Genomic DNA, 16,739 nt, shown 5'->3' with positions numbered 1-16,739 from the left:
CCTTTTTTCATGTTTCGCGCTAGGGCTGAAGGGGCCGCACACGCCACGGCAAACCTGCGCAGGAGGCGCCATGATCACAACCCTCGGCTCGTGGACCATCGGTTCCGGCACCCTCTTCATCCGCACCGGCGATATTACGGCGTCCACCTCGGACGCCATTGTCAATGCCGCCAACTCGCGCCTTGCCGGAGGCGGCGGCGTGGACGGCGCCATCCACCGCGCCGCAGGCCCGGACCTCCCCCGCGCCTGTAAACGCATCATTGCCGAGCGCGGCATCCTGCCGCCCGGACAGGCGGCCATCACGCCGGGCTTTGCCCTTGCCGCGCGCCACATCGTGCATACCGTTGGCCCCATCTGGCGCGGCGGAGCGGACGGTGAACCCGAAACCCTCGCCTCCGCCTACCGCGAAAGCGTCCGCCTTGCCGCCGAGCATGGCGCCCAGAGTGTGGACTTTCCCGCCATCAGCTGCGGCGTTTACGGCTTTCCCGCAGAACGCGCCGCCCCCATCGCGCTGCAAACCCTTGCAAAAACTCTGGAGCAGGGTCTGGTCAACGCCGTTTCCATGGTTATATTTTCCGACAACGCAGCAAAAACGTGGCTCGCCCGCGGCTCCGAGCTTTTCGGTCCGCCCGCTTGAGCCCTCTGGCCGCGAGGGTGCGGCAAAGCCCGCATCCCCATTTCACCCCGGTTTCCGGCGGCGCGCGGCCCACAGCAACGTCAAACATGACGTGGAGACCACACACGGCCTCCACAACGCGACAACGAGGATTCAATGGACATACGAGGCACTACCATCCTTGCCGTTCTGGATGAGAACGGCGTAGCCATCGCAGGAGACGGACAGGTCACCTTCGGCCAGAATGTGGCCCTCAAGCACGGTGCGCGCAAGGTGCGCCGCCTGTATAAAGACAAGGTCATCGCCGGCTTTGCCGGTTCCACGGCCGACGCCTTTACGCTGTTTGAACGCTTTGAGGCCAAGCTGGAGGAATTCGGCGGCAACCTCGTGCGCGCCAGCGTCGAGCTCGCCAAGGAATGGCGCATGGACAAGTACCTGCGCAAGCTGGAAGCCATGATGATTGTGGCAGACGCCGAAAACGTCCTCATCCTCACCGGCACCGGCGACGTTATCGAGCCGGACGACGGCGTGGTTGCCATTGGTTCCGGTGGCCCCTACGCGCTGTCCGCCGCCCGCGCCATGAAGCGCAATACGGACCTGCCCGCCGAAGTCATCGCCGAAAAGGCCCTTGGCATCGCCGCGGAAATCTGCGTGTACACCAACGACCACATCATCGTGGAAACCCAGAAGAAATAAGCATTCACGCGGCAGGCTCCGCTTTGCCGCAGGGAGCATACACAGTGCATACCTTGACCCCCAGAGAGATTGTTTCCGAACTGGACCGCTACATCATCGGCCAGCAGGACGCCAAACGTATGGTGGCCATCGCCATGCGCAACCGCTGGCGCAGACAGCAGGTGGCCCCGGAACTGCGCGACGAAATCGCGCCCAAGAACATCATCATGATTGGCCCCACCGGCGTGGGTAAGACGGAAATCGCCCGCCGCCTCGCCAATCTGGCCGGCGCGCCCTTCTTCAAGGTCGAGGCCTCCAAGTTCACGGAAGTGGGCTACGTGGGCCGCGACGTGGAGTCCATGGTCCGCGACCTGATGGAAATCTCCATCAACCTCGTCCACAAGGAAGAAGGCGAGCGCGTCCGCGTGAAGGCCGAAAAGCACGCCGAAGAGCGCCTGCTGGACCTCTTGCTCCCCAACTCTCCCGCCGGGTCCGGCTCCTCCGCCGCCACCCCGGTCTACGCCGCCGGTGCGGACGGGCAGGTCTCCACGCAGGAGTCCGGCTCCTCCACGCGCGACAAGCTGCGCAAGCTGTGGCGTCAGGGCAAGCTGGACGACAGGCAGGTGGAAGTGGAGGTGGCGTCATCCTCCGGCCAGAACATCGGCGTCATGTCCATGCCCGGCATGGAAGACATGGAGAACCAAATCCGCGACATGATGGGCCGCTTCATGCCCCAGCAGAAGAAGCCCAAGCGCATGAACGTGCGCGACGCGTACGAAGTGCTGCTGCAGGAAGAAAGCGAAAAGCTCATCGACCACGACCGCGTGACGGACATCGCCCGCGAGCGCGTGGAACAGGGCGGCATCATCTTCATCGACGAAATCGACAAGATTTGCGCCTCCTCCGCCAAGGGCGGCAACGCCGACGTCTCGCGCGAGGGCGTGCAGCGCGACCTGCTGCCCATCGTTGAAGGCAGCGTGGTAAACACCAAATACGGCATGGTGCACACGGACCACATCCTGTTCATCGCCGCCGGCGCGTTCCACCTCTCCAAGCCCTCGGACCTTATCCCCGAGCTTCAGGGCCGCTTCCCCCTGCGGGTGGAGCTTTCCAGCCTTGGCAAGGACGAGTTCCTGCGCATCCTCAAGGAGCCAAAGAACGCCCTCACCACGCAGTACAAGGCGCTTTTGGAGACCGAAGGCCTCAAGCTGGAGTTCGCCGACGACGCCATCGAGGAGCTGGCCGCCTACGCCGAACGCATCAACACCGAGTCCGAAAACATCGGTGCCCGCCGCCTGTACACCATTCTTGAGCGCGTGGTGCAGGACCTGTCCTTCGACGCCCCGGACAAAAGCGGCCAGAACATCGTTATCGACCGGGAGTACGTTCGGCAGCACCTTGAAGACGTGGTGGAAGACCGCGACCTCTCCCGGTACATACTCTAATTCAGCCAAATCGCCGGGCCCTGCGGGGTCCGGCCCAGCCCACCAAGGAGCCGACAGTGGATCAGGACGTCATGCACACAGCGGATGTGCTGCTGGAATCGCTGCCCTACATCAGGCAGTTTTACGGTCAGACCATCGTCATCAAGTACGGCGGCCACGCCATGAAGGACGAGGAACTCAAGCAGGCCTTTGCCAAGTGCGTGGTCCTGCTCAAGTACATCGGGGTCAACCCGGTCATCGTCCATGGCGGCGGCCCGCAGATTGGTCAGATGCTCGACCAGCTCAGCATTCCCAGCGAATTCCGCGAAGGCCTGCGCGTGACGGACGACGCCACCATGAACGTGGTTGAAATGGTCCTGGCCGGCACGGTGAACAAACAAATCGTGAACCTGCTGAACCTTGCGGGTGGTAAGGCCGTTGGCCTTTCCGGCAAGGACGGCGGCACCATCTCCTGCACCAAGCTGGAAATCGCCGTGGACCGCGACAACCTCACGCCCGAGATTATCGACCTTGGGCACGTGGGCGAAGTGTCGGCCATTGACCCCACCCTGATCAACTCGCTGCTGCGCGACGGCTTCATCCCCGTCATTGCGCCGGTGGGCGTGGACGAAACCGGCGAAACCTACAACATCAACGCCGACACCGTGGCCTCTGCCGTGGCAACGGCGGTGGGCGCGCGCCGCTTTGTCCTGCTCACGGACGTGGCGGGCATCCTTGATGCGGACAAGAACCTTATCTCCTCCGTCAACCGCGCGGACGCCCTCGGCCTCATCGAGGACGGCACCGTGCAGGGCGGCATGATTCCCAAGGTCAAATGCTGCATCGAAGCCGTGGAAGGCGGCGTTGGCAAGGCGCAAATTATCGATGGCCGCCTGCCCAACTCCGTGCTCCTTGAGCTGTTTACCGAGGAAGGCATCGGCACGGAAATCGTCGCCTAAGCCCCATCGGTCCCAAACGCAAAAAAGGCCGGAGCATCCACACGGATGCTCCGGCCTTTTCATGTTCGCTGGTGCGAAAATGCGCGCCTACTCGACGAGGCACACCATTTCCTTGCCATCGCGTTCGTCCAGATAGACGTCCACGTGCTCGCCGCGGCGGGTTTCCACCACTTTGCCCACGTAATCGGCCTGAATGGGCAGCTCGCGGTGACCACGGTCCACCAGAACCATCAGTTCCACCTGCTTGGGGCGGCCAAAGTCCAAAATGGCCTCCAGCGCGGAGCGTATGGTCCGCCCGGTGAACAGCACGTCGTCCACAAGGATGATTTCCTTGCCGTCGATGTCGAACAGGATTTCGGTCTTGTTGATTTGGGGCTGCACGTCAAGGGTCGTCCAGTCGTCCCGGTACAGATTAATATCCAGAAGACCGGAAGAGATGGTGCGGCCAAGGCGCTTTTCCAGCGCTGCGCGCAGGCGCGCGGCAAGGTCCACGCCGCGGCGCTGAATGCCAAGGATGGCGACGTCCTTGCAGTCGCCGTGGCGTTCGTTAATCTCCATGGCAAGGCGTTCCATGGTGCGGCTTATCTCTTCGGCGTTGAGAATCACTTTGCTGTTGCTCATGCTATGCGTCTCCAGACGTATCCGGTTGCGTGTCTGTTGGGCCGTGATGCCCTTTATACCGTGATTCACGGAGGATACGGCATCACCAGCGGCATTGCAATACCGCAGGGCCGCCGCCCGCGACGGGGGCTGACTTCTATAGACAAAATCTATTGCAAACTATAATTCCTATCAATATAGTTGACAAAGAGCACCAGCCACCTTACCTCTCCAGCATCAGCAAATTCTGGAGGTAATAATGCTTGAACTCTCAGACAAGGCTCGTCAGGAGCTGATTTCCTACTTCAGTGATAAGGAAATCACCCCGGTGCGTGTCTATCTCGCCCCCGGTGGTTGAGCTGGCCCACGCCTGTCATTGGCTCTGGATGAGCCAAAAGAATCCGACGAGGTCTTCGATTTTGAAGGCGGCCTCAAGTTCGTCATAGACAAGCAGCTGCTTTCGAGCGCTGCTCCCGTTAAAGTCGACCTGTCCTACACGGGCTTTGTTGTCGACTCCAACCTGCCCATCAGTGGCGGTAGCTGCTCCAGCGGCGGCTGCTCCAGCAGCGGTTGCGGAACCAGCGGGAGCTGCTGCAGCTAGCCCCCATTGCACCGCACTTTACAGGGCGGCGTTCCTTCGGGAATGCCGCCCTGTTCGTTTTTCAGCCCACCACACGCACCACCCGCGGCCATCCCCGCCCCCGCCCACTCACCGCACGGATGCTTTGACCTTGCGCCCAAAAAATATCATCTTGGAAGATACGTTCCTCCCTGTGCCCTTCACCCACGGGCGGAGCGCAAACCCCGGGAGAATCCGTGCCGACGACTCCGCTCAAAACGTCCATGAGCCGCCGTTTCCTGCAAGGGGTGCTGCTCCTTGCCTATCTGAGCATCCTTGTGCTTGGCACTGTGTGGTGCGTGACGGACTACCTCCAGTTTACGAACGACTCCGCCGCCCTGCAGGAACGCTACCTCCAAACGCAAAAGCGCATCGCCCGGACCGAGGTGGAAAACGCCGTTGACTTCATCCGGCAAATCCGCGTCAACGCCCGCGCCCGCCTTAAGACCGCCCTGCGCAACCACGTAGAGAGCATCCGACTGATGGCCGGCCAGCTCTATGAAACGCTCTCCAAAACCCTGCCGGAGGATGAGGTCAAGGCCCGCATCATCGAGGCATTTCGCGCCTCGCGCTACAATCAGGGCAAGGGCTACTACTTCATCCTTGGGCCGGACGGAAAAATCCTGCTCAACCCCATGCACCCGGACCTTGAGGGCACGCCAGCCATCGACCTGCGCGACGAAGACGGGCGCTTTGTTATTCGAGAGATGATATCCATCGTCACCCAGCGGCAAACAGGATTCTACGAGTACGTCTGGTCGCGACCGGATTCGGACACGCCCGGACGCAAACTCTCCTACATCCGCGACTTTTCACCCTTTGGCTGGGTAATTGGCACCGGCGAATACATTGAGGACATGGAGGCGGACATCCAACGCCAAGCGCTCTCCATCCTCGCCTCGCGCCGGTTTGGGGACTACGGCTACATTTTTGCCGGGAAATGGGACGGCACCGTGCTCCTTGGCCCTTCCACGGGCGAAAACATGATCCACCTTGTGGACGTCAACGGCGTGCAAATCGTGCGCGAGCTTATCGCAACGGCCAAAAGCGGCGGGGGCTTTGTAGAATACGTCATGCCCGCGGCGGACGACCTGCCCGCCTCCCAAAAAATCAGCTACGCCAAGGGCGTCCCGGAATGGCAATGGTTTGTCGGTGCGGGCGTCTTCACCGACGACATCGACGCCCTTGTCATCCAAAAGAAAGAAGAGCTTGCCGCGCGCATGGTGTTCAACGCCAGCATCATCGGCGGGCTTCTTGCCCTTGTCACCCTCTTGGGGCTGATTCTCTCCCGCCGCCTCACGGCCTCCATCCGGCGCGATGTCGCCTCGTTTACGGACTTTTTTAACGACGCGGCAGAGCACCTCACCCACGTGGACCCAAAGCGCCTCACATTGCTGGATTTCCACGAGATAGCCGTTGCCGCCAACGGCATGCTGGACGCCCGTCTGCGCACCATCACGGAGTTGCAGCGCAGTGAACAGCGCTTCACCATGCTCATGGAGCAGTCCCCCTTTGCCATTGAAATCTACGACTCCAACGGCGTGCTGCTGCGCGCCAACCGCGCCTGGGCCGCGCTGTGGGATGTGGACGAGCCGGAACAGGCTCCGGGCAACTACTCCATCCTCACGGACCCCACCGCGCGGGAACTCGGTCTGGCGGAGGCCCTGCGCCGCGCACTGGCCGGGGAAACCGTCTTTATGCCCAGCATCGAGTTCACCCCCGAAAAGGACGGGCACAAGCAGCGCACGCGGCATATCCTCTCGCGCGCCTACCCCCTGCGGGACAAGGACAACTCCATCGAATTCGCCGCCATCACCCACGAGGACATCTCCGACCGCCGCGAAGTGGAAATGGACCGCGACCGCATCTTTGACACGTCGCAGGACCTGCTGAGCGTCTCGGACCTGTCGGGCAAGCTGCTGCGCGTCAATCCCGCGTGGACCAGCACCCTTGGCTGGGACGAACACGAACTCAAGGCCTTTGCGCCCTTTGACTATGTCCACCCGGAGGACAGGGTGCGCACACGCGCCCTCGTGGATGACCTGAAGGGAACAAACCGCATCTACGGCTTTGAGAACCGCTACCTGTGCAAGGACGGCTCCACCCGGTGGATGTCCTCCAACGCCTATGTGGACGAGGACAGCCAACGCCTCTATGCCGTCACGCGCGATGTCACGGACCGCAAACAGGCCGAGGACGCCCTGCTGCGCACCCAGTTTGCCGTAGACAACGCCGCTGTCGCCATCACATGGCTGACCACCCAAGGGCGCATCAGCTACGTCAACGACGCAGCCTGCGCCCTCTACGGTAAAACGCGGCCCGAACTGACGGACAGCCTCATCACCGACCTCTCACCCTCCCTGACCTCATCCGGGTGGAAGAGCTTTGTTGCCGGACTCGTGGAAAAGGGGGCGGATTCGTTTCAGGACACCCTGCGCCGCGCGGACGGCACACTCCTGAGCATTGATACCACGGCGCACCTGCTGGAACTGGAAGGCGAAAAACTCGTCTGCCTGTTCACCTTCGACACCACCGAGCGCATGCGGACGCAGCAGGAGATGTCGCGCCTGCGCGCGCTGCTGGTCAGCATTGTGGATTCCATGCCCTCGCTGCTCATTGGTGTGGACGCGGACCTGCGCGTAACCCAGTGGAACAGCACCGCGGCCCAGCGCACCGGCATCGCCGCGCAGGACGCCATAGGCAGTCCGCTGTCCACGGTGCTTCCCCTTGGCGACAAGGAAACCGCCACGGTCAAAGAGGCGCTCGCCTCAGCGCACCCGCAGGAGCTCCTGCGGCTGGAGCGCTACTACGACGGGCACCGCGTTTTTGAAGACATGATGGTCTACCCCCTTGCCGCCCACGACGTGCCCGGCGCGGTCATCCGGCTGGACGACGTCACCGAGCGCACCCGCATGGAAAATATGATGGTGCAGACCGAAAAAATGCTCTCCATCGGCGGGCTGGCCGCAGGCCTCGCCCATGAAATCAACAATCCCCTCGGCGGCATTCTGCAAGGCGTGCAAAACATCGAGCGCCGCCTGTCGCCGGATATTCCCGCCAATGCCGTCGCCGCGGAAAAAACCGCCTGCTCCCTTGACTCCGTGCGCGCCTACCTTGAAGAGCGCAGCATCTTCCGCATGCTGTCGGGCATACGTACGGCAGGCGAACGCGCCGCATCCATCGTGGCCAGCATGCTGGAATTCAACAGCCGCCACGGCACCAGCAGGCGCGAGGTCGACCTTGCGGCCCTCATTGACGACGCCGTCGAGTTGGCGGCTACGGATTACGACAGCACGCGCGGCTTTGACTTCATGAACATCTCCATCCGGCGCGAATATCCACCGGAAACGCCGCACGCCATTTGCGCTCCGGCGGAGATGCAGCAGGTGCTGCTCTCCATTCTCCGCAACGCCGCGCAGGCCCTGCACGACGACCCGGAAACGCCACAGCCCACCCTCACCCTGCGCCTGTCCGAAACCGACGAGTTTGCCGTCATCGAGGTAACGGACAACGGCCCCGGCCTGCCGGAAGGCACGCAGAGCCGCATTTTCGAGCCGTTCTACACCACCCGCGACCCCGGACAGGGCACAGGACTCAGCATGTCCGTGGCGTATTACATCGTCACCCAAAACCACGGCGGCGAAATAGAAGTGGACTCCGTCCCCGGCGAGGGCACACGCTTCATCATCCGTCTGCCGCACAACCACGCGGCTTCCGGGCAGTCCGAGGCGGACTTATGATAGGTTTTTCCTATCCGTACTATTGACATCAGCAGGCAGAGCACTACTCTCCATCCAGATACCCAATCGATAGAATAGGAGTAATCAATGATTGAAATCACCGAAGCCGCCCGCAAGGAGCTGGTGGCTTTCTTCAGCGACAAGGAAGTTTCTCCCATCCGCGTGTACCTGGCTCCGGGCGGCTGCTCCGGACCGCGTCTGTCTCTGGCACTGGACGCCCCCGGTGAAGGCGATGAGAGCTTTGACCTCGGCGACGACCTCACCTTCGTGGTGGAATCCAAGCTGTACGCCAGCGCCCAGCCCATCAAAGTGGACCTGACCTACACCGGCTTCACCATTGAGTCTTCTCTGGAGCTTGGCGGCGGCAGTTGCGGCACCAGCGGTGGTGGCTGCGGCGGTTGCGGCTCCTCCGGGAGCTGCTGCAGCTAGTACGCTCACGCACTATGACGACCTCAAAACGCGGCGCACCTCCCACGGGCGCCGCGTTTTTTGTTGCGCGGCTCTCCCATCGGGCGAATTCTGCGCCCACCTCGCAGGGCAAAACATGCGCCCGCAAACGCCCCGAAACCCGCCATTTCACGCGCCTTCCCGCCAAAGTGCCCACCATTCTCAGAAATACGCCTTTTCATTCACGGCGCGGAGATGTATGAAGAAACCGAGTTCAAACGAAGGCCACTTTCGACCAGAACCGCCTTTCCCGAAGAGAGCAAGCCAATGCACGAGATGTCCATAGCCCAGAGCCTTATCAGCATCATCAAAGAGGAAATGGAAAAGCACGGCCTAACCACGCTTCGGCGGGTCCGGGTGAAGCATGGCAAGCTGGCGGCCATTGTGCCGGAGTCGTTGCACTTCGCCTTTGAGGCGTGCACCCTCGGTACGCCGCTGGAAGGCGCAGAACTGGACATGGAGGTCATCCCCCTCATCCTCGAATGCGGCGAGTGCGGCCTTCGCTTCTCGCCGGAAGAGCCGGACGCCCTGTTCGTCCCCTGCCCCGACTGCGGCGAGGGAATAGGGCACAAGGTGCTGCAGGGCAAAGAACTCTACCTTGACAACATGGAGGCCGAATAAGGCCCACTCCGCCACAGGCGGACCCGCAACATGATTCCAAGGAGACAGGACATGGAAATCCCAGTTGTACGAAACATCCTTGAGGCAAACGACCGCATCTCCGCCCAGTTGCGAAAGAGATTTGCGCAGAACAAGGTGCTGGTGCTGAACCTCATCAGCTCCCCCGGGTCCGGCAAGACCTCCACGCTGGAGCGTACGCTGGAAGACCTGCGCAACGAGTTCAAAATGGCCGTCATCGAGGGCGACATCCTCACGGACAACGACGCCAAGCGCGTTGCCGCCACTGGCGCGCAGGCCGTGCAGATCAACACCGACGGCGCATGCCACCTCGACGGCTCCATGATTCTGGAAGCCCTTGAGTCCATCGACCTTGAGGGGCTGGACATCCTGTTCGTGGAAAACGTGGGCAACCTTGTGTGCCCTGCCGAATTTGAAGTGGGCGAAGACTTCAAGGTCGCCCTGCTGTCCGTGACCGAAGGCGACGACAAGCCGGAGAAGTACCCACTGCTCTTTGCCGAATCCGCCGTCATGGTCCTGAACAAGATCGACCTGCTGCCCTACGTGGACTTTGACATGGAAAAGGCCCGCCGCTTCGCCACCGGCCTGAACAAGGACATCAGCATCTACCCCGTCTCCTGCAAGACCTGCGAAGGCCTCGACGGCTGGTACGCATGGCTGCGCCAGAAGGTGAAGGAAAAGAAGCAGGCCGAATAGCGCGCCGCACGGCCAGCACCGCTGCGCCGTCCCCCGCGCACAACGCCGCGCCAAAGACGACATCATCAAGGAGCATGCGCCGCGCGGCGCATGCTCCTTGTCCGCTTCTCCCCCCTGTGGGCAAGCGGGCTACGTAAGGAGACAGGAGCCAATGCCGTTCCCGGACAATCTCCCCGGAGAAGCCATCCTCAATTCCATTGCCGACGGTGTGTTCACCGTGGATTTGGACTGGACCATCACGTCCTTTAATCAGGCGGCCTCGCGCATCACGGGCGTGCCCGCGGAGGAAGCCATCGGCCAAAAATGCTGGGAGGTCTTCCACTCCAGCATCTGCGACGGCGACTGCGCCCTGCGCACCTGCCTGCGCGAAACCGGCTCCATCTCCAACAAGTCCATCTTCATCGTCCGCCCGGACGGGGAGAAGGTGCCCATTTCCATCTCCGCCTCGCCCCTGTACGACTGCGACGGCAACGTCGTAGGCGGCGTAGAGACCTTCCGCGACCTCACGGACATCCACCTCATCCGCAAGGAAATGCAGGAGTCCTACACCTTTGAGGACATCGTGGGCAAATCCGAGGCCCTGTCGCGCACCTTCCGCATATTGCCCCACATCGCCAAAAGTCAGGCCACGGTGCTGTTGCTTGGCGAATCCGGCACCGGCAAGGAGCTGTTCGCCCGCGCCATCCACAACCTGAGCAGCCGCAAAGACGGGCCCTTTGTCGCCGTCAACTGCGGCGCCTTGCCGGATACCCTGCTGGAGTCCGAGCTGTTCGGCTACAAGGCCGGAGCCTTCACCGACGCCAAACGCGACAAGGCCGGACGCTTTCAAACCGCGCGCGGCGGCACGCTGTTCCTCGACGAAATCGGCGATATGCCGCAGAACCTGCAAGTGAAGCTCCTGCGCGTTTTGCAGGAAAAAGTCTTTGAACCGCTGGGGTCCGAAACGCCCGTAAAGGCCGATGTCCGCGTCATCGCCGCCACCAACCGCGACCTGCAGGCCCTCGTGGATGAAGGCACCTTCCGCCAAGACCTCTATTACCGCCTGAACGTCGCGCAGATGCACCTGCCCGCCCTGCGCGAGCGCCGCGAGGACATCCCCCTGCTGGTGGACTACTTTGTGCGCAAGCTCAACGCCCTGCAGGGCAAGGACGTGGAAGGCGTGTCCGAGGACGTGCTGTCCATCCTTATGCGCCACCCCTTCCCCGGCAACGTGCGCGAGCTGGAAAACGTCCTTGAATTCGCGTTCATCCTCTGCCCCTCCGGCTTTGTGCAGGTGGAGCATCTGCCCGAGCACCTCCAGCCCGAAGAGGACGCCGCGCCCATCGCAGCCGGTGACGACCAGCCCATGTCGCTGGAGCGCATCAAATGCCGCGCCGTGGCCCGCGCGCTGGCCCGTAACGGCGGCAAACGTATGAAGACCTGCCGCGAGCTGGAAATCTCCAAGGACACACTCCGGCGCATGATACGCCGCTGTCAGGATATGGGCGAATTTTAAGCCCTGCCCGCCTTAGCGCGGGCTTTTTTTTCGCCTGTTTTACGATTACGGGGCACAGCGTACAAAGCGCAACATGCTGAATTTCAACACTTTTCAACCAAAAGCACATTTTGGCACCATCTATGCTCATCCCCTCCCGAACACGGGCCATGGCATTTCGCCACGCCCACAATCCCGTTGCCGAGGACCACGCATGAACCTCTGTTTGGCATGCTTCGAAGACCGGCTGGCCTCTCTGCTCGAAAACACAACGAGCTTCCGCCTCTACCGCGTAGAGGACGGCACGGCGACCCCCGCCGGGGGCTTCGACATCGCCCAGAACGATACCGCGCGCCTTGTAAGCGCCCTCACCTCCTATAAGGTGGACTCCCTCGTCTGTGGTGGCGTTACCGGCTGTACGCGCCGGATGCTGCTTCAGGCCGGGCTGGACGTTCGCCCATGGGTGCGGGGCACCATTGAAGACGTGCTCAGCGCCGTGCTGGACGATAGTCTCGAACATCTCGCCATGCCCGGATGCGGCGGCAGACGCTGCGGCAGAGGCCGCATGGAGAGCGACCTTATCGCTCCCGGTTGCCGCGAACGCCGTCAGGGCTGCGGACAGGGGCACGGCATGGGTCACGGACGAGGCACGGGAAATACTCCGAAAAAGGGAGGCGCATAGATGAAAATCGCCATCACCAGTCAGGGCCAGACTCTGGACAGCTCCATCGACCCCCGCTTCGGCCGCGCCGCCGGATTCGTCCTTGTGGATACCGAAAGCGGCGACATCGACTACGCAGACAACACGCAAAACCTTACCCTGGCGCAGGGCGCGGGCATTCAGGCCGCGCAGAATGTGGCCCGCACGGGCGCACAGGCCGTCATCACCGGCCACGTTGGCCCCAAGGCCTTCACTGCACTGAACAAGGGCAAGATTGACATTTACCTTGGCGCGGCGGGCACCGTGCAGGAAGCGCTGGACGCCTTCAAGTCCGGCAAGCTGAGCGCAGCCGACGCCGCCGACAAGGAAGGCCACTGGTAGGCCGGGGAGAATGGATACCACGATGCTGAATATAGCCGTTGCCAGCGGAAAGGGCGGCACGGGCAAAACCACGGTCTCCGCAAACCTCGCCGCATGGCTTGCCTCGCGGGGCACCCATGTCACGGCGCTGGATTGCGACGTGGAGGAGCCCAACCTGCACCTTTTCCTCAAGCCGGATTGGACCGAAACCCGCACCGAGAGCGTGCCCGTCCCCGTCGTGGACGAGGACGCCTGCCTCGGCGAGGAGTGCCGCAAGTGCGTAGACCTCTGCCGCTTTAAGGCGCTCATCATGATGGGCGGGTCGGTCATGGTCTTTCCCGAACTCTGTCACGGATGCGGCCTGTGCAACCTTGCATGCCCAGCAAACGCCATCACCGAGGGCGAGCGCGAAATCGGCATCGTCAGGCAAGGCCCGGCCACGGTTTCCGGCGCCAAGGGGCTCATCGTCACCGGCGGTGAACTCCGCATCGGCGAAGCCATGGCTCCGCCGCTCATTCAGGCCGTCAAAAAGGACTCGCCCGAGGCGGACGTGCGCATTATCGACAGCCCGCCCGGAACCAGCTGCCCGGTCATTGCGTCCCTTGGCAGCAGCGACCTTGCCGTGCTGGTCACCGAACCCACGCCCTTTGGCCTGCATGACCTTGAACTGGCCGTAGGCGTGCTGCGCAAGATGAACATCCCCTTTGGCGTGGTCATCAACCGCGACGGCATGGGCGACGACCGCACACACAAATACCTTGAGCGCGAAGGCATCCCCCTGCTGGGCAGCCTGCCCCACTCCACCGAGGCGGCGCACTGCTACTCCGAGGGACGCCTGCACATTGAAGCCCTGCCCGATTTCTCGCAGGCCTACGCCGCCATCTGGGCCAATATCCAGAGCATGGCGGCACAGGAGGGCGCGGCATGAAGGAACTTGTAGTCATCAGCGGCAAGGGCGGCACGGGCAAAACCACCGTCACGGCCGCGCTGGCCGCCCTGACGCCCAACAAAGTCCTTGCGGACTGCGACGTGGACGCGGCGGACCTGCACCTCATCCTGGACCCCACCGTGGGCCGCACTGTGGACTTCTACAGCGGCGAGATAGCGACCATTGACCCGGACGCCTGCACCCAGTGCGGGCTGTGCGCGGAACACTGCCGCTACGACGCCATTACCGAAGACTTCACGGTGCAGAAGGAACACTGTGAGGGCTGCGGCGTCTGCGCCTTTGTCTGCCCGGTTCAGGCCGCCACCATGCAGGAACGCATGTGCGGCTACTGGTACGACTCCACAACGCGCTTTGGGCACATGGTGCACGCCAACCTTGGCATAGGCGAGGAGAACTCCGGCAAGCTGGTCACCACTGTGCGCAAGGAAGCCCGCACCACAGCGGAAAAGCTAAGCGCGGACCTCATCCTGACCGATGGCCCTCCCGGTGTGGGCTGCCCGGTCATCGCCTCCCTTGGCGGCACGGACCTGACGCTGGCCGTTGCAGAGCCGACACTCTCCGCCCTGCACGACCTCAAGCGCGTGTATAAACTTTCACGGCACTTCAAGGTGCCCATGATGGTCATCATCAACAAAGCGGACATCAACGCCGCCATCGTTGAAGAGATCAAATGCTGGTGTGAGGAGTACGACGTTGAAATCGCGGGCGTGCTCCCGTATGACCAGGTGGTCACAACTGCGCAAATTCACGGCAAAAGCATCGTCGAGTACGACCCCGACGGCCTTGGCCTTACCATGCGCACTATCTGGGACAACGTGTCCCGTCGCCTGTTTGCCGATAAGGCATAGATTAGGAGGAACACTATGAGCGAATGCGGAAACTGCTCCAGCGGCAGCGAATCCTGCGGCTCCTGCCAGGAGAACCCTCAGGACCAGAAAATCAAGAAAGCCCTGGGCCGGATCAAGAATAAGATTGTCGTCATGTCCGGCAAGGGCGGCGTGGGCAAGTCCACCGTCGCCACCAACATTGCCGTGGCGCTGTCCATGGCGGGCATGAAGGTTGGCCTGCTGGACGTTGACGTCCACGGCCCCAGCGTCCCGCGCCTGCTCTCCCTGCAGGACGAAAAGCCCCACATGGAGCGCGACTGCATGGAGCCTGTCTCCTGGAGCCAGAATCTGGGCGTTATGTCCCTCGGCTTCCTGCTGCCCTCCAAGGACGACGCCGTCATCTGGCGTGGCCCGGTGAAGATTGGCCTCATCCGCCAGTTCATCTCCGACGTCACGTGGGGCGACCTCGACTTCCTGATCGTGGACTGCCCTCCCGGAACCGGCGACGAACCCCTCTCCGCCCTGCAGGAGCTCGGCTCCGACGCCAAGGCCGTCATCGTCACCACCCCGCAGGGTGTGGCCATTGACGACGTGCGCCGCTCCGTGACCTTCTGCAATCAGGTCGGCAACGAAATCGTCGGCATCGTGGAAAACATGAGCGGCTTTGTCTGCTCCAAGTGCGGCAACGTGGAAAACGTGTTCGGTTCCGGCGGCGGCGAAGAACTCGCCCAGCAGACCGGCGTGCCGTTCCTCGGCAGCATCCCCATGAACGCCGATGTTGCCCGCGCCGGCGACGAGGGCTTCCCCGTGCTGAAGCTGGGCGATCACAGCCCGGTTGGCGAAGCCTTCAACCACATCATCAAGCCCCTGCTGGGCCTTGCCGGCAAGCTGCAGGAACAGGCAGACACCACCCAGCCCGTGGAAGCCATTCTCGCCAGCGACAACGGCACCACCCGCTTTGCCGTGCCCGTGGCCAATGGCCAGCTGTGCATGCACTTCGGCCACTGCGACAAATTCGCCGTGATGGACGTGGACAACGAGAGCAAAACCATCACCAAGGGTGAACTGCTCACGCCTCCGCCGCACGAGCCGGGCGTTCTGCCCCGCTGGCTGGCCGAAAAGGGCGCCAACGTCATCATCGCCGGCGGCATGGGCGCACGCGCCCAGAGCCTGTTCACCGAAAACGGCATCAAGGTCGTTGTCGGCGCACAGCCCGGCGACCCCGAGGAAATCGTCAAGACCTACCTCGACGGCAAGCTGACCGTGGGCCAGAATATCTGCGACCACTAGTCCGCACCACCCTGCCCTACACCCGGCCGAAGGCGCTTTGCCTTCGGCCGGTTTTTTTGTGCGCTGTTGTGCGCGATTCTGTGCGCTGTTTGTGTGCGAGGCTATGTAGCGATTTTCTGAGGGATCGAAAATGAGAAGCCACGTTGCGCCAACACCAACGCTTCCGCTCCCCACACACGAACGGCCCACTACGCGGCCTGCGCACTCTCCGCCGCAAGGCTCCGCCCTCTTCCCCTTCCTCCAGCCCCTGCGCTGTTCCCCTCCCTGCACCTGTGCTATCCTCGCGTCTCCATTGCATTGCTTGTATTGCGCCATACCCTCAAGGAGGCCGCCATGTTCCGCCGTCGTCTGTGTCTTTGCGTCATGCTCTTCACTGTCATCGGCCTTGCCGCCTGCGCGCCCAAGATTTCCCTGTTTGGCGACGGGGCGGGCCAGCCGCTGGCAGAAAGCGTCATCTCCGGCACTGCGCCGGAAAAAGTGCTGGTCATTCCCGTCACAGGGACCATCTCCACGGCGCCGCCGCGCGAGTTTGGCCCATCGCTGAGCACGCGGCCCAGTCTGGTGCAGGAGGTCGTCTCGCACCTGCGCCGGGCTGAGGCGGACCCGGACATCCGCGCCGTGGTGTTGATGGTGGACTCTCCGGGCGGCACGGTTGTCGCGTCGGACACGCTGTATCATGAAGTGATGGCCTTTCGGCAGCGCACGGGGCGGCCCGTGGTGGCGCTGATGCACAATGTGGCGGCCAGTGGCGGCTATTATGTCA

At 62.4% G+C, this 16,739-nt stretch carries 17 protein-coding genes; 16 read left to right on the top strand and 1 reads right to left on the bottom strand.

The genetic code is table 11. The annotated features are described in order from the left end of the window. The first annotated feature begins 70 nt into the window (after positions 1-70). The 4 genes from ACY69P_RS04855 to argB all read left to right on the top strand — a co-directional run bounded on the left by ACY69P_RS04855 (position 71) and on the right by argB (position 3,674). On the top strand, positions 71-637 hold the full coding sequence (locus tag ACY69P_RS04855) for an O-acetyl-ADP-ribose deacetylase (protein ID WP_462326737.1): 567 nt from the start codon (positions 71-73) through the stop codon (positions 635-637). Between the two features lie 135 nt (positions 638-772). Then, positions 773-1,312 carry an ATP-dependent protease subunit HslV gene (hslV, locus tag ACY69P_RS04850; protein WP_459901908.1) on the top strand — a complete coding sequence of 180 codons (540 nt, stop codon included), beginning with the start codon at positions 773-775 and terminating at the stop codon, positions 1,310-1,312. Between the two features lie 44 nt (positions 1,313-1,356). Continuing rightward, on the top strand, positions 1,357-2,736 hold the full coding sequence (gene hslU / locus ACY69P_RS04845) for an ATP-dependent protease ATPase subunit HslU (protein ID WP_462326736.1): 1,380 nt from the start codon (positions 1,357-1,359) through the stop codon (positions 2,734-2,736). Positions 2,737-2,807: 71 nt separating this feature from the next. Further along, a complete protein-coding gene (gene argB, locus ACY69P_RS04840; protein WP_404845588.1) occupies positions 2,808-3,674 on the top strand; it encodes an acetylglutamate kinase in 867 nt (288 codons plus the stop codon). 87 nt (positions 3,675-3,761) lie between these two features. On the opposite strand, the gene pyrR is transcribed toward argB, so the two are convergent. Then, entirely contained in the window at positions 3,762-4,295 is a 534-nt protein-coding gene (gene pyrR / locus ACY69P_RS04835; protein ID WP_404845457.1) for a bifunctional pyr operon transcriptional regulator/uracil phosphoribosyltransferase PyrR, read from the bottom strand. A 238-nt stretch (positions 4,296-4,533) separates the two neighbouring features. On the opposite strand from pyrR, the gene ACY69P_RS04830 reads away from it, so the two are divergent. From ACY69P_RS04830 to ACY69P_RS04775, 12 genes are all read left to right on the top strand, one after another. After that, positions 4,534-4,875, top strand: coding sequence for an IscA/HesB family protein (locus tag ACY69P_RS04830; RefSeq protein ID WP_404845456.1), 342 nt, complete (start codon positions 4,534-4,536; stop codon positions 4,873-4,875). A 215-nt stretch (positions 4,876-5,090) separates the two neighbouring features. Beyond that, entirely contained in the window at positions 5,091-8,633 is a 3,543-nt protein-coding gene (locus tag ACY69P_RS04825; RefSeq protein WP_462326735.1) for a cache domain-containing protein, read from the top strand. Positions 8,634-8,720: 87 nt separating this feature from the next. Next, positions 8,721-9,062 carry an IscA/HesB family protein gene (locus ACY69P_RS04820; RefSeq protein ID WP_462326734.1) on the top strand — a complete coding sequence of 114 codons (342 nt, stop codon included), beginning with the start codon at positions 8,721-8,723 and terminating at the stop codon, positions 9,060-9,062. A 285-nt stretch (positions 9,063-9,347) separates the two neighbouring features. Continuing rightward, positions 9,348-9,701 (top strand): hydrogenase maturation nickel metallochaperone HypA/HybF, encoded by a 354-nt coding sequence (locus ACY69P_RS04815; RefSeq protein ID WP_404845453.1) that lies wholly within the window; start codon positions 9,348-9,350, stop codon positions 9,699-9,701. Positions 9,702-9,752: 51 nt separating this feature from the next. Next, positions 9,753-10,415 carry a hydrogenase nickel incorporation protein HypB gene (gene hypB / locus ACY69P_RS04810; protein ID WP_404845452.1) on the top strand — a complete coding sequence of 221 codons (663 nt, stop codon included), beginning with the start codon at positions 9,753-9,755 and terminating at the stop codon, positions 10,413-10,415. A 151-nt stretch (positions 10,416-10,566) separates the two neighbouring features. Further along, a complete protein-coding gene (locus tag ACY69P_RS04805; protein ID WP_462326733.1) occupies positions 10,567-11,910 on the top strand; it encodes a sigma-54 interaction domain-containing protein in 1,344 nt (447 codons plus the stop codon). 193 nt (positions 11,911-12,103) lie between these two features. Then, positions 12,104-12,571, top strand: a complete 468-nt coding sequence (locus ACY69P_RS04800) for a NifB/NifX family molybdenum-iron cluster-binding protein (RefSeq protein ID WP_459901913.1) — start codon at positions 12,104-12,106, stop codon at positions 12,569-12,571. Continuing rightward, complete coding sequence (locus ACY69P_RS04795) at positions 12,572-12,931, top strand: NifB/NifX family molybdenum-iron cluster-binding protein (protein WP_404845449.1); 360 nt, start codon at positions 12,572-12,574, stop codon at positions 12,929-12,931. A 10-nt stretch (positions 12,932-12,941) separates the two neighbouring features. Continuing rightward, positions 12,942-13,838 carry an ATP-binding protein gene (locus ACY69P_RS04790; protein ID WP_462326732.1) on the top strand — a complete coding sequence of 299 codons (897 nt, stop codon included), beginning with the start codon at positions 12,942-12,944 and terminating at the stop codon, positions 13,836-13,838. Continuing rightward, positions 13,835-14,707, top strand: coding sequence for an ATP-binding protein (locus ACY69P_RS04785; RefSeq protein ID WP_462326731.1), 873 nt, complete (start codon positions 13,835-13,837; stop codon positions 14,705-14,707). Before ACY69P_RS04790 ends, ACY69P_RS04785 begins: the two co-directional genes overlap by 4 nt. 15 nt (positions 14,708-14,722) lie before the next feature. After that, positions 14,723-15,976: an iron-sulfur cluster carrier protein MrpORP gene (locus tag ACY69P_RS04780; protein WP_462326730.1), complete on the top strand. Its 1,254-nt coding sequence runs from the start codon at positions 14,723-14,725 to the stop codon at positions 15,974-15,976. A 333-nt stretch (positions 15,977-16,309) separates the two neighbouring features. Continuing rightward, positions 16,310-16,739, top strand: a 430-nt coding sequence (locus ACY69P_RS04775) for a Clp protease/crotonase-like domain-containing protein (protein ID WP_462326729.1), incomplete at its 3' end; no start/stop codon positions are given.

It is taken from the genome of Desulfobaculum sp. (genome assembly GCF_054921475.1).
This window is presented reverse-complemented; position numbering and strand designations above follow the sequence as displayed.

Excerpts from the sequence above, each read along its gene's own strand:
- ACY69P_RS04855 (WP_462326737.1), top strand. The coding sequence starts at position 71 with ATGATCACAACCCTCGGCTCGTGGACCATCGGTTCCGGCACCCTCTTC.
- hslV (WP_459901908.1), top strand. The coding sequence starts at position 773 with ATGGACATACGAGGCACTACCATCCTTGCCGTTCTGGATGAGAACGGC.
- argB (WP_404845588.1), top strand. The coding sequence starts at position 2,808 with ATGCACACAGCGGATGTGCTGCTGGAATCGCTGCCCTACATCAGGCAG.
- pyrR (WP_404845457.1), bottom strand. The coding sequence starts at position 4,295 with ATGAGCAACAGCAAAGTGATTCTCAACGCCGAAGAGATAAGCCGCACC.
- ACY69P_RS04820 (WP_462326734.1), top strand. The coding sequence starts at position 8,721 with ATGATTGAAATCACCGAAGCCGCCCGCAAGGAGCTGGTGGCTTTCTTC.
- ACY69P_RS04815 (WP_404845453.1), top strand. The coding sequence starts at position 9,348 with ATGCACGAGATGTCCATAGCCCAGAGCCTTATCAGCATCATCAAAGAG.
- hypB (WP_404845452.1), top strand. The coding sequence starts at position 9,753 with ATGGAAATCCCAGTTGTACGAAACATCCTTGAGGCAAACGACCGCATC.
- ACY69P_RS04805 (WP_462326733.1), top strand. The coding sequence starts at position 10,567 with ATGCCGTTCCCGGACAATCTCCCCGGAGAAGCCATCCTCAATTCCATT.
- ACY69P_RS04800 (WP_459901913.1), top strand. The coding sequence starts at position 12,104 with ATGAACCTCTGTTTGGCATGCTTCGAAGACCGGCTGGCCTCTCTGCTC.
- ACY69P_RS04795 (WP_404845449.1), top strand. The coding sequence starts at position 12,572 with ATGAAAATCGCCATCACCAGTCAGGGCCAGACTCTGGACAGCTCCATC.
- ACY69P_RS04790 (WP_462326732.1), top strand. The coding sequence starts at position 12,942 with ATGGATACCACGATGCTGAATATAGCCGTTGCCAGCGGAAAGGGCGGC.
- ACY69P_RS04785 (WP_462326731.1), top strand. The coding sequence starts at position 13,835 with ATGAAGGAACTTGTAGTCATCAGCGGCAAGGGCGGCACGGGCAAAACC.
- ACY69P_RS04780 (WP_462326730.1), top strand. The coding sequence starts at position 14,723 with ATGAGCGAATGCGGAAACTGCTCCAGCGGCAGCGAATCCTGCGGCTCC.